The sequence below is a fragment of the Ruegeria sp. AP11 genome, from assembly GCF_056535865.1.
In genome coordinates this window covers 410,517-424,321 of sequence record NZ_JBQFJB010000002.1, presented here as the reverse complement: position 1 = coordinate 424,321, position 13,805 = coordinate 410,517, and the positions used below count along the sequence as shown (strand labels likewise).

Here is a 13,805-nt window from a genome sequence, read left to right as displayed (position 1 = left end):
CGACAATCCTCCGGACGGTTATCGGTTGGGGAACCGGGCACGAGCCAGGCTCAGATAGGTTCTGAGCCGAATTTCATTGATTGGCCCAAGCGGCCTGTGTTCTGCGGTGACGCGCCATGGTGAGAAACTCAGGGTATCGCCGTCATAAGGGTCAAATGCCGCATCCTGGGAGATTGTTATTTCCGCAACCGGCGTCACAGTTGCATGATAGGGGTCCAGTCGCGCATCCAGCTGCGGGTCGCAGGCCCAGCGGATGCGGTTGTCGAGCGGATCGAACCCCGACCCATCCCGTGGCGGTTCGATGACGCAAAACTCAAACCGGTTTTCGCCATTCGCTACATCCTGGCGCAAGTGCCGGCCGATTCCGTCGGGATCATCAACCGGGGAAGCAGGGATTTCGGGGCGAACACTGCGGGCCAGATACCGGACAATCTGATCCGAGCCCAGTTGATAAGGCGTGGTCGACCAGAAATGCACAGCAAACGGAGAATGCATGTAGTTCGAAGCAAAATCAGCTGCGATTTGGCCGTGCCGCTTGCCTTCTTTGGTCAGCAACACCCGGAAGGCGGCGCGCAGGCCTTCCCAAACCAAACGCAAGCTCCACCCGCGTCGTTTGTTTCTGGCGTGTTTTATCGCCTGACCCGCCGCAACCAGCCGGTTCAAACGTTCATAATCTATTGGCTCGTAGCTTGGAAATGTATCATTGTCGACCAGTACAAAGTCGAACTCATTGCTGTCCTGTGCAATCCCCAAGTGCTTAAGCGCCTCTTCATCGATCAGCTTGGGTTCGGGCACATCAAACAGTTTGACCGCCATGCCATGCGCGTCAGGCTCTCGGTCATCAAGATGTGCCCCGTTCGAGAATCGAATTGCCGCCTGATAGCAATCCGGCTGCGCAAACAGTCCATGGCGCAGGTGTTCCGGCAGATTATCCCGCACCGTAAAAGTCGCCGCCACGCAGCCATGGCTGCGTCCATGCTGCGCCCGCAACCGGCGCCCTTTCCAGAGCGGAACCGCTTCTTTGTTCTGATCGATGACATTCTGAACAAGATCGGGGGGCACAGAGTTTACGGACATTTCAACAATCAACCTGCTTTACAAACCAAACCCGGCGTCACTGTAGCTAAGTAAGCCGAACAAATGGCAATTCTAAATTCAATTAGAATATACCAAATTCCTCCATCTACCAAATATCAGGTGTTTCCGGCGCGTAGATTAACCCGCAGCGTCCTTACGGCACGAACGCACAATCCTGCGCTTCGCGTATCACCCAATCCCGGAAAGCTTCGGCGTCCGGGCTAAGTTGAACACCTGCATTCGACAGCAGGTGATAGTCCTCCACCCCTGCAACTTCGCAATCCGGCAAACATCGCGTCAATCCGAACTTTCGGATCAAATCATCATTGGCCGGGGGCCGCGCCAAAGCCACCCCTCCGCCTGCCCCAGCCAGCGCCAATGCGGTTAGCGTGGTGTCGACGTGGGTTACCCTGACCCGTTCCGGCAACACATCCGCCCCCAGAACATGCACCCAGTTCTTGCGATGATCCGCCACCTCGATCAGCATGTGATCATAAATATCATCCACGCGGTGGATACGTGCCGCCAAATCAGGATGCGCCACCGGCAACAGCATTTCGCCAAACAGCCGATGCGCTTCAGTCCCGGGAGGGGGTTGGCCAAACGCAATCCACAAGTCTACGGCCCGGGGCGGCATTTCGGGACGACCGGAAAGAGAGTACAACTCGAGCGAAACGCCCGGACGCGCCTCAAGAAACCTTGGCAGTCGCGGGGCAAGCCAGCCGACGGACAACAGCAGCGACACCCCAACGACCAGAGGTTTCGGGCGGGGCGAGGCCAAAACAGCGGCCGCAGCTTCCATCCGGCCCAGTGACTCTCCCACCACAACCAGCAAGCTGCGCCCGGCTTCGGTCAGTGACACACCGGCGGCTTTGCGTTCGAACAGCGGCCGCCCCAGATGCTGCTCCAGCGCCCGGATCTGCTGGCTGACCGCAGGGGGCGACATGGCCAGACGTTCAGCGGCACGGGCAAAACTGCCGGTCCGCGCGGCGGCCTCGAAAACCCGAAGCCAGTTGAGAGAGGGGATGCGTTTGCTCATGATCGCAGGCTAAGCTCAGCTTAACCTATGGGGCAAGAGAAACGTCTTCTCTCAAGCCTCACGCCGATTAGGCTCAATCCAGCATCAAGGGAGGATAGGATGCGGGATTCGATGCCAGACTATATCGAAAGCTATCGCGAAAACGGGTTTGTCTCGGGCTTGCCGGTGTTCACGGAAAACAAAGTCGCAGAACTGCGCCAGCAGATCGAAACGCTTGAGGCCGATTATGCTGCCGGTGCCAGCGGCTATGACCTGACCCAATATTTCCGTGTCAACGGCCACGTCGTGATTCCCCTTTTGGCCGAGCTTGCCAGAACACCCGCCATTCTGGATGCGGTCGAAGGCGTTCTGGGCCCCGATCTGCTGGTCTGGTCGGTCGAGCTGTTCATCAAGGAACCCCGCACTCCCCATATCGTATCCTGGCATCAGGACATCACCTATTGGGGGATGGGCGAAACCGATGACGAAGTGACGGCCTGGATCGCGCTGTCAGACGTTTCGGTCGAAGCAGGCTGCATGCGCTTCATTCCCGGAAGCCACAAGGGCGGGATCGCGGAACATGACGACACCTTCGACGCGGACAACCTGCTGTCGCGCGGGCAATCCATCGCGGGGATCGACGAAAACATGGCACAGCACGGCCCGCTGAAACCCGGTGAGATGTCTTTGCACCACGGGCGATGCTTTCATGCCTCGGGTGCCAATGGCAGCGATGACCGCCGCATCGGTCTGGCCATCCGCTATGTGACACCTGCGGTGCGCGATCACGCACCGGGTCGGGATTGGGCCATGCCGGTGCGTGGCGAAACCCCGGCGGGCGGCTGGAGTTGCATTGCAGGGCCGCGCGGCCTGTTTCATCCTACCGATCTGGCACTTTATCAAAAAATACTGGAGGGTCAGGCATCGACCCTCGCCGCTGGTGCGGATCAGGCAGTCGGACTTTACGCTACAGGAGACAGCAAATGAGCGAAACGGTCAGCTTCACAGCCATGAAAGACGGCACCAAAGAGGATTACGAGCTGCTTGAACGTCTTGAAAAGCCCTTTCTCGCGCTGACCGCAGACCGGGTGCTGGAGGAACTGCGCCGCGCAGGCGAGGTTACCCTGGAAGGCTATCCGATCACACGCCTGCAACACGGGCTGCAATCGGGTACCCGCGCCATGCGGGACGGCGTCGATGTCGATTGGGTGGTTGGTGCACTGCTGCATGATATTGGCGATGGCCTGGCCCCACAGAACCATGACCGCATGTCCGCCGAGGTGATCCGCCCGTTCGTTCGGTGGGAAGTCTCGTGGACCATAGAACATCACGGCATCTTCCAGTCGCTCTATTACGGGCACCATTATGGATGGGATCGTAATGCACGTGACCGTCATCGCGATCATCCGCTGTTCGACACCTGTGCTGCCTTCTGCGAACATTGGGACCAATCCAGCTTTGACCCTGGCTATGCCATGGAACCGATGGAAACCTTCGAACCCATGGTCCGCGAAGTGTTTGGGCGCAAAGCCTATGATCCGGCTGTGATCCGGGAAGGCGAGATCACCAATCTGCCCGAACAGCTAGCTGGAAAATAGAAGTAACACCACATGAAACGCATCTACGATTTCAGCCGCAATCCGGCCAAACGCAACTTTACCGTTGCCGATCTAAAGGCGCTGAAAGGGTCGGGGCGCACATTGTCCATGGCCAATCCAGCCAACAACGACGAATTGCAGGCCTGTGTTGACGCGGGCATTGACCTGTTCGTCGTCGGCGCGGATCAGATGGAGGATGTGCGCCGAATTGCGCCAATTCATTTCACCGGCGCAGGCTCGTCCTGGGCGCAGTTTGGCTCGGATGATGAGATCATTGCGCATGCTTATGAGACCATGCGCAATGGCGCGGATATGTATTATACCCTGCGGTCTTTCGACGTGATGGAGCGCATGGCCCGCGATGGCATCCCGGTGCAGAGCCATATCGGCCTGATCCCGACATTCAGTCATCACTGTGGCGGGTTGCGTGGCTGGGGCCGCAATGCCGAAGAGGCGATGAAAATCTTCCAGACGTTGAAACGAATGGAGGATGTTGGCGTATTCGCCGTCGAGGCCGAGTGCATCGCCGAAGAGGTTCTGGCCGCAGTGAACACCAAAACGACGGTTGTGACGTTCTCGCTTGGCTCGGGCAACGCGGGCGATGCGGTGTTTTCATTTGTTGCAGATATCTGCGGCGAGGCCAGCGAAGAGGACACGCCCCCTAAACATGCGCACGCCTTTGGCAAAGTCGGACGGTTGCACAAACAAATCCATCAGGAACGTGTTGCGGCGCTATCCGAGTTTCATAACGAAGTCACTGCAGGGCACTTTCCCTATCCCGCAACCAATATCGGTATGCTGGAGGGAGAACACAGTAAGTTCCTTGAAGAATTGGACAAATGGCGGCCGACACATGAGTAGAACCGGCGGCTACAACCGCCGTTCTCTGATTTTTTTGCCAAATCACCTAAAAGAGGCAGACCCGGTATAAGCCGTTGAATAAACCGACGTCGGGCCTGCCTGATCACCGGAAACATCAGGCTTTTTTAGCCTCGTATTATAACCCACCTGCAAGTCACCAAAAAACAAAGATGGCGGAGGTGGACGCATGATTTCTCAGCTTCCGGCCAGATTGATTTCGTTCATCAAATGATCTGGGATCAGCACACCTTGGTCTTGCGCTACACGTCGTGCTTGCAAGCGACGGGTGCCTGGAAGTCTTGCACCTTCCTGAGCTTCGATCTGGGTTGCAAGCTCCTCCAACTGTGCACCAAACTGAGACCCCACCGAACAACGCGGATCGATTGCAATCATGAACTGGCCGACACCTGGCGGCTTGCCTTCGGCCTGGAAGAATGACGACGCCTGATAGCTGTAATTAGCGCCGGTCAATGTCGCGGCCAGAATCTCGACAATCAGGGCAAGCGCCGAGCCTTTCGCGTCACCCATGGGCAACATCATTCCGGCAAGCGCTGCATCCGGGTCGGTCGTCGGGTTCCCGTCCGCATCAAGCGCCCAGCCCTCGGGAATCGGCTCACCCTTTTTCTTGGCCGCCATGACTTTCCCACGCGCGATCTTCGACAGCGACAGGTCGATGACAATCGGGTCCGCGCCCTCTCGGGGTGCGGCAAAGGCGATCGGGTTGGTGCCGAACAGCGCCTTGGTGCCGCCCCAAGGTGCCATCGCTTTAGGAGTGTTTGCCACCATCAGCGCGACAAGGCCCTGATCCGCCAGCCTTTCGACATGTGCCCCCAACTGCCCGCAATGATGAGAATTCGTAATGGCCGCCGCTGAAATTCCCGTGGTCTTGCTCAGTTTGGTCAGTTCCTCGATAGCAAGGTCAATCGCCGGAAACGCAAAGCCCGACCGCGCATCGATGCGCACAAAGGCCGTGCCGCCCGCTTCGATGACAGGGCACGCCGCCCCGACCACCTTGCCGGACCGTGCCTGAGCTGCATAGGCCGCAACGCGGGAAAACCCGTGACCCAATTGCCCATCCACTTCGGCGGCCACCAAGGCCTTGGCCACAGATCGTGCGTTCCGCTCTGAGACAAAATTCGCCATTAGAGCCTTTGCAACAAGCGCCTCGGCTTCTTCGATTGTCAGTCTGTGTTCCAGCGTCAAACTCCGATTAGATCTCGATTTACGTCAGCAAAAAGCCCAGCCCGGCATCCACCGGACTGGGCGTAAGATATGTCGAAGTCAGCGTCGATTTCCATTCCGGATTTCGCATCCACCTCCCCGGAAATGACACTCCCCTTGCCCTAAGCCGAGCGGTACAGCTTCGTCATCGAGAACTCGCGGTGACCAAGAGCCTCGGCTGCGGTGTGGCGGCCATTGGCGGTGCGGCGGATCATCTCGATCAACGCATCGCCTGCCTGATCGATGGTCATTTCGCGTGTCAGAACACCCGTCACATCGACATCGATATGTTCCGCCATGGTGCGTAGCGTGCGTGGATTGCCCGAGATTTTGATTACCGGAACAATCGGGTTGCCCACAACGTTACCCTGACCGGTCGGGAAAGTATGGATCACGGCACCACCTGCAGCCATCAGGGTCACACATTCCGCCGCCGCCGATGAGCTATCCATGAAGTACAGGCCCGGACCTTTTTCAGGCGCTTCTGCCGGGCCGATCGCATCGATGTATTGCGAAGTCCGACCGATCTTTTCCAGATTGCCCAGAGCCTTTTCTTCGATGGTCGTCAGACCACCCAGAATGTTGCCTTTGGTCGGTTGGCTGTCCGACAGGTCGTCAGTCTGGTGGGCAAAAATCACGTCGTCGGTATAGGCCTGCCAGATCTGCTTGAACTTGGCCGCCGCTTCAGGGGTCGCAGCGCGCTTTTCGCAGATATGCTCGGCACCGGTGATTTCCGAGGTTTCACCGAAGAACCCTGTCATGCCAAGCGGCAGCAGCTTGTCATACATATTGCCAACCGTCGGGCACGAGGACAGGCCGGTGGTGGTGTCACTTTCACCGCATTTGGTCGAGACCCAAAGCTCGTGGATCGGGCAAGGCTCTTTTTGCAGTTCAGTCGCCCAATGGACGTATTCCTTGGCCTTCCAACTGGCCTGACGGATGGTTTCGAAATCCCCTTTCTGCTCGATCGAGAATCCTTCGACCGGCTTGCCGGATTTTGCGATGCCATCGACGATCACCTTGGTCCATTCGGGCTCGATCCCGATGACCACAACGGCGGCAACGTTCGGATTTGCGCCAATACCGATGATGGTACGGAAGTGCAGGTCGAGGTCTTCACCGAACTGCAGGCGTCCATAAGCGTGCGGGACGGCCATCGTACCTTTGACATTATTCGCAACCGCTTCGCAGGCCGCATTCGAGATATCGTCGACGGGCAGGATCAGAACGTGGTTCCGAACGCCAACGCGCCCGTTTTCGCGGCGCCATGCGTTCACTGTAATGTTCGAGAAATCAAGAGCCATCGTCTTACCACCGTTTGGTTTTGCAGTTGTGAGTATGCACGTGGTCGCCGACCCCTGCCGAACCAACCATACGCCCGATGTCTTCACCGTATTTGATCACGGTATCGCCTTCGTTCAGCGGCTTGAGCGCCACCTTGTGGCCGATCGGAATGTCGCTGTTGGCGGTGAGTTTGAAGTCGGAATTGTCATGCGTCACCACGCAGAGCATTTCCGTTCCTGCGGTCAAGCCTTCCACCACCACCACGCCAACGTTGTCCTCGTGGTCGTGGACAAGCAACTGCGGTATCGCCATGTCCATTTTTCCTTTGCAAGAGTCAGTTTCTGTCGGCTATATATATTTACTCTTATATAAGAGTCAATATAGCTTATTGAGCGGATACGCGTGCTTGTGATAGTACGCCAGATGGAGGCACCCGCATGGCAACACCGCTCTATCAATCTGTTTACAATGAGATAATTGCGAGGATTGCGGATGGCCGCTATCCGCCCGGAACGATGCTGCCCAGCGAGTTCGACATCGCCGCAGAACTGAGCGTGAGCCAAGGCACAGCCCGCAAAGCACTGACTGAGCTGGAAGCGAAGGGAATCGTCGAGCGCCGTCAGGGACGCGGAACTTTCGTAACGCTGCGCACGCCCGAGAACTCTCTGTTCCATTTCTTTCGCATCCGCGACGCCCGGGGCGAACAAGTGGCGCCGACGCTTGGTTCAGAAAAGGTGCAACGCCGTCCTGCCACTACGAAAGAACGCCAAACCTTGTTCGGAGCGCCCAAAGACGTGTTTCAGATTGATCGTGTACGCAATTTCAACGATGCGCCGCTTTGTGTGGAAACGGTTGTGGTATCGACTGATCTGTTCCCCGGTCTGCTGGACCGCGCGCCCTTGCCGAACATGCTGTACGTGCTGTTCCAACAGGCCTATTCCTGCATCGTGATTTCGGCCAAAGACGACCTGAGCGCGGGCGTGGTGGATGACGAAACTGCCAAAACGTCAGGCCTGCCGGTTGGCAAGCCTGTTCTGAAGGGCAAACGCGAGGGCAAGGACCTGCTGGGGCGTGTCGTCGAGTTGCGGTCGAGCCTTTATGTCACCGATGACGTGACCTATTCCGTCAGTCTTGATGCGCTTTGACCATCACGCCCTGCACGATTGCACCTACGCCTTGTCCGGGATGGTCACGATGACACCCTCATTGGCGCTGCGCGTTGCCGCATCGGCCAGCATCTGCGCCCGCAGACCGTCTTCCCCCGACGGCGAGACAGTCGCGCCCGTCTCAAGCGCCTCCACGAAATGCTGCATTTCGGCCCGATAGGCATCGGCATAGCGTTCCAAAAAGAACGGCTGAACTGTTGTCTTAGCCATGCCTGAAGCATTCGCCAGCTCTACCGAGGTTCTCAGGATATTGTCCGCGCGCAGCATGCCCTGGCTGCCATGTACTTCGATCCGCTGGTCATACCCATAAGTCGCGCGGCGCGAATTTGAGATCTGACACAGCCGCCCACTGGCCGTTTTCAATGTCGCAACCGCCGTATCGAAATCACCGACAGAGCCGATCTCGGGGTCCACGAGACAGGACCCGGATGCTGTCAGTTCGACCGGCTCTTCACCCAGCAGAAACCGCGCCATATCCAGATCGTGGATCATCATGTCGCGAAAAATCCCGCCGGATGTCTTCACATATCCGATTGGCGGCGGTGCCGGGTCGCGCGACAGGATCGTAACGATCTCGACATCTCCGATCACCTGGTCCGCGACCTGCCGCTGCAGATCCGCGAAGTTCGGATCAAATCGCCGATTGAATGCCGTCATGAACGGCACACCTGCGGCCTCGACAGCGGACAAGCAGTCGCGGATCCGATCTACGGACAGATCAATGGGCTTCTCGCAGAATATGGCCTTTCCAGCCGCTGCAGCCGCATGGATCAGGTCAAAATGCGTTGTCGTGGGCGTGCCGATAATCACCGCATCAATGCCGGAATCGTTGATCAACGCATCAGCGTCCATCACCTTGGCCCCGGTAGAGTCCGCAAGCGCCTGCGCCGCTTCGGGGACCGCGTCCGCCACCGCCGCGGCGCGCGCGTTCGTCATCGCGCGCAGCGTGCGCCCATGCACCTGACCGATACGACCACAGCCCAGAATGCCGATATTGATCATCTGTTACCCTTTGAATGTTTGCAGTACAGTCCGGGCCGCCGCGACGACCGGATCATGTGTTTCTTTCAGGATCGTCACGCGATCAAACCTGTCCGGATCAGCGTTCACCGCAGCGCGCAGCGCCTGACCAAAGGCCATTCGCAGCTCGGTCCCGATATTAAACTTGCAGATATTTGTGTTCTTCGCCAGCGCTTTACGCTGCGAAACCGGCACACCTGATCCGCCATGAATGACCAACGGCACCGTCGTCTCGGCCTGAATCGCAGCGATCCGGGGCTCGTCCAGCCCGCCTTCTTTGTCCTGTTGCAGGTGAACATTGCCAACCGAAATAGCCATCGCGTCGACGCCTGTTTCAGTCGCGAATATCGCGGCTTCCTTTGGGTCCGTTCCGGCCGAGGCCTCTCCGCCGGAATAGCCAACAAACCCAATCTCACCCTCACACGAAATCCCGGCCTGATGCGCCAGTTCGGCAATCCTGCGGGTCTCGGCGATATTCTCGGCCAGCGGTTTGCGCGAGCCATCAAACATCAGCGAAGTAAAACCGGAATCCAGCGCCTCGGAGCATTCATCATAGGTATAGCCGTGATCAAGATGGGCCACGACCGGCACGCTGGCAGTCTCGGCCAAATGCCGGAACATCTTGCCCAGAACAGGCAGGGGCGTGTGTTCCCGGCAGCTTGGACCTGCTTGCAGGATCACGGGGCATTCCTCGGCCTCGGCAGCGGCCACATAGGCGCGCATATCCTCCCACCCGAGACACACAAGGCCACCGACTGCATAACCCTGCTGCAATGCAGGCTGCAGGACATCTTTCAGCGTCACAAGGGTCATTTGAACTTCGCGATCATGTCCTTGATGCCCGGAATGGTCTCGACCTGATAGGCGTGCGATGGTTGGAAATACTGGATCAGGCTGCGCTGGGACAGACCGCCGAGGATGGTGAAGTAATACATCTGATAACCCGGCAGCACCGCGCAAGGGTGATAGCCTTTGTCGAGGCAGATCGTTGACCCATCCACGATGTGATAAGCATCACCTGACTTACCATCTTCGCGCTGCAGCATCTGCACGCCCGAGCCGTGGCTCGGCTTGAAGCGGAAGTTATAGGTCTCGTCATGGCGGGTTTCATCCGGCAGACGGTCGGTATCGTGCTTGTGCGACGGGAAGCCGGACCAGCCGCCCTCGCCCACCGTAAACAGCTCGGACACCAGCAAACGCCCGACCTTACCGTGGTACTTGGTGCCCAGGATATGCTTGATTTTTCGATGAGTTTTCGTGTCGTCCGAGCCGTATTGTACCAGATCCAGCTCATCCTTGCGCACGTCAAACGCCTCCAGAACCTTGTCATAGCGCGCGCCACAGACAAAGACTTCGGCCTCGTCCGACATGCAGACCATTTCGGCCTTTGCGGCTGTCGGCACATAGACGCCTTCAGGCTCGCCGTCCCAGACATCTTCGACACGCTCGCCCAAACCTTCGGATTTGAAACCCTCGACATTGACATCGATGGTGCCTGTGGCGGGCACAATGCAGGTTTCGTAACCGGGGACAGCGTATTCGAAGGCCTCACCCTTCTTCAGCTTGACGATGTTGAAATAGTTCAGCGGTACGCAGGGATCATCCACATCGACGATGGGTTTGTTCTGGTTGTCATAAGGGGGAATGTGCATCTCTGATCCTCTCAGGCGTCGGTCGGGCCGGGATGACCGGCCATGAATGTCGTAAGTGTCGATGTGTCAGCCATCGCTGGCGCACAGCCGGGGCGGGACACGGTTATCGAGGCGCAGGCAGAGCCGCGCAGAATCGCCGTACGCAGCTCCTGACCTTCGGCCAGTCCGGTCACCAGACCAGCCATGAAACTATCCCCGGCACCGGTGGGCTTGAGGGCTTCAACTGGCCATATCCCGGTGTGGATCTCTTCCCCCTCGGCAAAGGTGACCGCGCCTTTCTCACCCATCTTGTAAACAACGACGGCTGCGGTGCTTTCGGCCAGAGATCTGGCCTTTGCCAGCCCTTTTTCGATCCCGCCAGCCATAAAGCCAAACTCTTCGTCATTGCCGACAATCATGTCCGAGGCAGCGGCGGCGCGGCTCAGAACATCCTCGGCAACCTGTGGCGATGGCCAGGAATACGGGCGATAGTCCACATCGAAAATGATCGGCAGCCCCGCGGCCTTTGCCCGGTCAATGGCGTCAAATGTTGCGCTTCTGGAGGGCTCGGCCGCAAAAACGGTCCCTGCCGTGATCAATGCCCCAAATCTGGCATAATCGACGGCGGCCACATCCTCGGCATCCATCTGAAAATCCGCCGCGCCATTGCGATAGATCACATTGCGATGCCCCTCGACCCGGCTTTCGTAAAAGGCCAGAGAGTTGCGATATTCACCACCCACCGGTTTGACATACTCGGCGCCGACGCCGTAGCGCTTGAGCTGACCAAGGCAATAGCTGCCGACACTATCATCCGAAACACGCGTCACCAGCGAGGCCTGACCGCCCAGCTTGCAAATGCCTGCCGCGATATTGGCCGCGGATCCGCCAAGCCCCACACTGATCGTCTCGGCATCTTCGACGGCAACGCCGGGATCGGTGTAAAAATCGATACCCGCGCGGCCAACGACGACGAAGGTGTTCTTTTTAATGCCGTCCAGCAGCGCAGCCATCAAACACCCCTTCTTTGCTTGGAGCGCGAGGCTTCCCAGTCGACATGGGCGGCGCGCACCTTGTCAGAAGTCGTGACATGCGGCGTGCCAACTTCCCACCAGGCGTGGCCTTCGGTGGTCCAGCCGTCATAGGGGTCAACTTTCATGCTGATCACATAAGTGCGGTCGGACGCCTTGGCGCGCTTGAACGCCTCCTCCAACTCGGACGGTGAGCTGACAGTTTCAGCCTGGGCCCCCATTGCACGTGCATGAGCCTCAAAATCGACGCCCACCTGCGTTGTTGCCGTTGGCGTGTCCGAGATCAGGTTGTTGAAACTTTCGTTGCCCGTATTGTTCTGCAGCTTGTTGATGACCGCAAAACCGCCATTGTCCAGAACCAGGATGATCAGCTTCTTGTCCGTCAGAACGGACGAGTAGATATCCGAATTCATCAGCAGATAGGACCCGTCGCCTGTGAATACGATCGTGTCCTGATCAGGCTCCAACTGCGATTGCGCGATCCGCGCCCCCCATCCGCCTGCGATCTCATACCCCATGCAGGAAAACCCGAACTCGACATCGACGGTTCCGATATCGAGCGTCTTCCAGTTCGCTGTGACCTCGGCGGGCAAACCGCCTGCCGCCGCCACCACACGGTCGCGCTTGTCGCACAGGCGGTTTACCTCTCCAATCGCTTGCGCATAAGAGGCCGGTCCGTTCCCGACCCGCGTGTTATTGGCGACATAGTCATCCCATTTCGCCCGTTCCTCTTTGGCTTTCTTAGTCCAGTTCGCTGGAGCCGCGTAATCGGCAACCGCATCGGCGAGCGCGGGAAGCGCCAGCTTTGCGTCACCCACGACCGTGGTCGACATGTGCTTTGCCGCATCATGCCGACCGACATTGAGGCCGATGAATTTTGCATCATGCGCGAAGGCAGTCCAGGACCCGGTGGTGAAATCCTGAAGGCGCGTACCAACCGCAAGGATGACATCTGCCTCTTCCGCGATGGTGTTGGCAGAATCCGAACCCGTCACTCCGATTGGACCAATGTTCAGCCCGTGATCATGCACAAGATTGGCGCGGCCCGCGATAGTTTCGACAACCGGGATACCTGTTGCCTCTGCGAATTCGGTCAGTTCAGCAACCGCGCCGGAATACTGCACGCCGCCGCCCGCGATGATCATCGGACGCTTGGCCGATTTCAACAGCGCCGCCGCATCCGCGATCTCAAGCGCATCCGGCGCCTGACGACGAATCCGATGCACGCGCTTTTCAAAGAAGCTGACCGGATAGTCATAGGTCCACCCCTGAACATCCTGTGGCAGGCCGATAAAGGCCGGGCCACAATCGGCAGGATCAAGCATCGTTGCCAAAGCCGCAGGCAGGGACTGTATCACCTGTGCCGGATGGGTAATACGATCCCAGAATCGGCTGACCGCCTTGAACGCATCATTGGTGCCGAGACTTGGGTTCCAGAAATGTTCAAGCTGCTGCAGCACCGGGTCCGGAAGGCGGGTCAGAAACGCATCGCCACACAGCAAAAGCAGCGGCAGGCGGTTGGCATGTGCAAGTGCCGCCGAGGTCAGAAGATTCGCAGTGCCCGGACCCGCAGATGCGGTACAGAACATGAAACGGCGGCGCAGATAGGCCTTGGCATAAGCTGCGGCGGCAAAACCCATGCCCTGTTCGTTCTGGCCGCGATACAGCGGCAGCTCTTGCTGATGGTCATAGAGTGCTTCGCCCAGGCAGGTCACGTTGCCATGTCCGAAAATGCCGAAACCGCCACCGCAGATACGTGTTTCCACGCCGTCAATTTCGATCCACTGATTAGCCAGATACCGGACAATTGCCTGCGCTGTCGTCAGCGTCACGGTTTGCGCTGCCTGCCCCATGAAATCCCCTTTACACTTGTGCGAAATGTCCGCCGGTCACGATTG

14 protein-coding genes are annotated in these 13,805 nt (G+C 58.2%); 4 read left to right on the top strand and 10 right to left on the bottom strand.

The genetic code is table 11. From position 1 onward, the window contains the following. Positions 1-18: 18 nt before the first annotated feature. A complete protein-coding gene (locus ACR3E4_RS19885; RefSeq protein ID WP_480530964.1) occupies positions 19-1,077 on the bottom strand; it encodes a catalase family protein in 1,059 nt (352 codons plus the stop codon). 154 nt (positions 1,078-1,231) lie between these two features. Continuing rightward, positions 1,232-2,116: a LysR family transcriptional regulator gene (locus tag ACR3E4_RS19880; protein WP_480530962.1), complete on the bottom strand. Its 885-nt coding sequence runs from the start codon at positions 2,114-2,116 to the stop codon at positions 1,232-1,234. Positions 2,117-2,227: 111 nt separating this feature from the next. On the opposite strand from ACR3E4_RS19880, the gene ACR3E4_RS19875 reads away from it, so the two are divergent. From ACR3E4_RS19875 to ACR3E4_RS19865, 3 genes are read left to right on the top strand one after another with little or no spacing between them, the layout of a single operon-like run. Beyond that, positions 2,228-3,082, top strand: coding sequence for a phytanoyl-CoA dioxygenase family protein (locus ACR3E4_RS19875; RefSeq protein ID WP_480530960.1), 855 nt, complete (start codon positions 2,228-2,230; stop codon positions 3,080-3,082). Then, positions 3,079-3,693, top strand: a complete 615-nt coding sequence (locus ACR3E4_RS19870; protein ID WP_480530958.1) for an HD domain-containing protein — start codon at positions 3,079-3,081, stop codon at positions 3,691-3,693. Before ACR3E4_RS19875 ends, ACR3E4_RS19870 begins: the two co-directional genes overlap by 4 nt. 12 nt (positions 3,694-3,705) lie before the next feature. Continuing rightward, positions 3,706-4,554 (top strand): 3-methyl-2-oxobutanoate hydroxymethyltransferase, encoded by an 849-nt coding sequence (locus tag ACR3E4_RS19865; RefSeq protein ID WP_480530956.1) that lies wholly within the window; start codon positions 3,706-3,708, stop codon positions 4,552-4,554. A 195-nt stretch (positions 4,555-4,749) separates the two neighbouring features. Here the strand turns inward: ACR3E4_RS19865 and ACR3E4_RS19860 are convergent, their stop codons facing one another. The 3 genes from ACR3E4_RS19860 to ACR3E4_RS19850 form a co-directional block, all read right to left on the bottom strand. Continuing rightward, a complete protein-coding gene (locus tag ACR3E4_RS19860; RefSeq protein ID WP_480530954.1) occupies positions 4,750-5,757 on the bottom strand; it encodes an Ldh family oxidoreductase in 1,008 nt (335 codons plus the stop codon). A gap of 140 nt (positions 5,758-5,897) precedes the next feature. Further along, a complete protein-coding gene (locus tag ACR3E4_RS19855; RefSeq protein ID WP_480530952.1) occupies positions 5,898-7,079 on the bottom strand; it encodes a UxaA family hydrolase in 1,182 nt (393 codons plus the stop codon). A 4-nt stretch (positions 7,080-7,083) separates the two neighbouring features. Then, complete coding sequence (locus ACR3E4_RS19850) at positions 7,084-7,371, bottom strand: UxaA family hydrolase (protein ID WP_480530950.1); 288 nt, start codon at positions 7,369-7,371, stop codon at positions 7,084-7,086. A 125-nt stretch (positions 7,372-7,496) separates the two neighbouring features. On the opposite strand from ACR3E4_RS19850, the gene ACR3E4_RS19845 reads away from it, so the two are divergent. Continuing rightward, the gene (locus tag ACR3E4_RS19845; protein ID WP_480530948.1) at positions 7,497-8,204 is read left to right on the top strand and encodes a GntR family transcriptional regulator; all 708 of its coding nucleotides are present in this window, start codon (positions 7,497-7,499) and stop codon (positions 8,202-8,204) included. 24 nt (positions 8,205-8,228) lie between these two features. Here the strand turns inward: ACR3E4_RS19845 and iolG are convergent, their stop codons facing one another. From iolG to iolD, 5 genes are read right to left on the bottom strand one after another with little or no spacing between them, the layout of a single operon-like run. Then, positions 8,229-9,227, bottom strand: coding sequence for an inositol 2-dehydrogenase (gene iolG, locus ACR3E4_RS19840; RefSeq protein WP_480530946.1), 999 nt, complete (start codon positions 9,225-9,227; stop codon positions 8,229-8,231). Between the two features lie 3 nt (positions 9,228-9,230). After that, positions 9,231-10,058, bottom strand: coding sequence for a class II fructose-bisphosphate aldolase (locus tag ACR3E4_RS19835; RefSeq protein ID WP_480530944.1), 828 nt, complete (start codon positions 10,056-10,058; stop codon positions 9,231-9,233). After that, entirely contained in the window at positions 10,055-10,897 is an 843-nt protein-coding gene (locus tag ACR3E4_RS19830; protein ID WP_480530942.1) for a 5-deoxy-glucuronate isomerase, read from the bottom strand. Before ACR3E4_RS19830 ends, ACR3E4_RS19835 begins: the two co-directional genes overlap by 4 nt. A gap of 11 nt (positions 10,898-10,908) precedes the next feature. Then, positions 10,909-11,889, bottom strand: a complete 981-nt coding sequence (gene iolC, locus ACR3E4_RS19825) for a 5-dehydro-2-deoxygluconokinase (protein ID WP_480530940.1) — start codon at positions 11,887-11,889, stop codon at positions 10,909-10,911. Further along, entirely contained in the window at positions 11,889-13,760 is a 1,872-nt protein-coding gene (gene iolD / locus ACR3E4_RS19820; RefSeq protein WP_480530938.1) for a 3D-(3,5/4)-trihydroxycyclohexane-1,2-dione acylhydrolase (decyclizing), read from the bottom strand. The genes iolC and iolD overlap by 1 nt, the downstream gene beginning before the upstream one ends. Positions 13,761-13,805: the final 45 nt, after the last annotated feature.

What these genes read in the sequence shown, in the direction of transcription:
- ACR3E4_RS19870 (WP_480530958.1), top strand. Translation starts at nt 3,079, where the DNA reads ATGAGCGAAACGGTCAGCTTCACAGCCATGAAAGACGGCACCAAAGAG.
- iolG (WP_480530946.1), bottom strand. Translation starts at nt 9,227, where the DNA reads ATGATCAATATCGGCATTCTGGGCTGTGGTCGTATCGGTCAGGTGCAT.
- ACR3E4_RS19885 (WP_480530964.1), bottom strand. Translation starts at nt 1,077, where the DNA reads ATGTCCGTAAACTCTGTGCCCCCCGATCTTGTTCAGAATGTCATCGAT.
- ACR3E4_RS19880 (WP_480530962.1), bottom strand. Translation starts at nt 2,116, where the DNA reads ATGAGCAAACGCATCCCCTCTCTCAACTGGCTTCGGGTTTTCGAGGCC.
- ACR3E4_RS19830 (WP_480530942.1), bottom strand. Translation starts at nt 10,897, where the DNA reads ATGCACATTCCCCCTTATGACAACCAGAACAAACCCATCGTCGATGTG.
- ACR3E4_RS19835 (WP_480530944.1), bottom strand. Translation starts at nt 10,058, where the DNA reads ATGACCCTTGTGACGCTGAAAGATGTCCTGCAGCCTGCATTGCAGCAG.
- ACR3E4_RS19865 (WP_480530956.1), top strand. Translation starts at nt 3,706, where the DNA reads ATGAAACGCATCTACGATTTCAGCCGCAATCCGGCCAAACGCAACTTT.
- ACR3E4_RS19850 (WP_480530950.1), bottom strand. Translation starts at nt 7,371, where the DNA reads ATGGCGATACCGCAGTTGCTTGTCCACGACCACGAGGACAACGTTGGC.
- iolC (WP_480530940.1), bottom strand. Translation starts at nt 11,889, where the DNA reads ATGGCTGCGCTGCTGGACGGCATTAAAAAGAACACCTTCGTCGTCGTT.
- ACR3E4_RS19855 (WP_480530952.1), bottom strand. Translation starts at nt 7,079, where the DNA reads ATGGCTCTTGATTTCTCGAACATTACAGTGAACGCATGGCGCCGCGAA.
- iolD (WP_480530938.1), bottom strand. Translation starts at nt 13,760, where the DNA reads ATGGGGCAGGCAGCGCAAACCGTGACGCTGACGACAGCGCAGGCAATT.
- ACR3E4_RS19845 (WP_480530948.1), top strand. Translation starts at nt 7,497, where the DNA reads ATGGCAACACCGCTCTATCAATCTGTTTACAATGAGATAATTGCGAGG.
- ACR3E4_RS19875 (WP_480530960.1), top strand. Translation starts at nt 2,228, where the DNA reads ATGCCAGACTATATCGAAAGCTATCGCGAAAACGGGTTTGTCTCGGGC.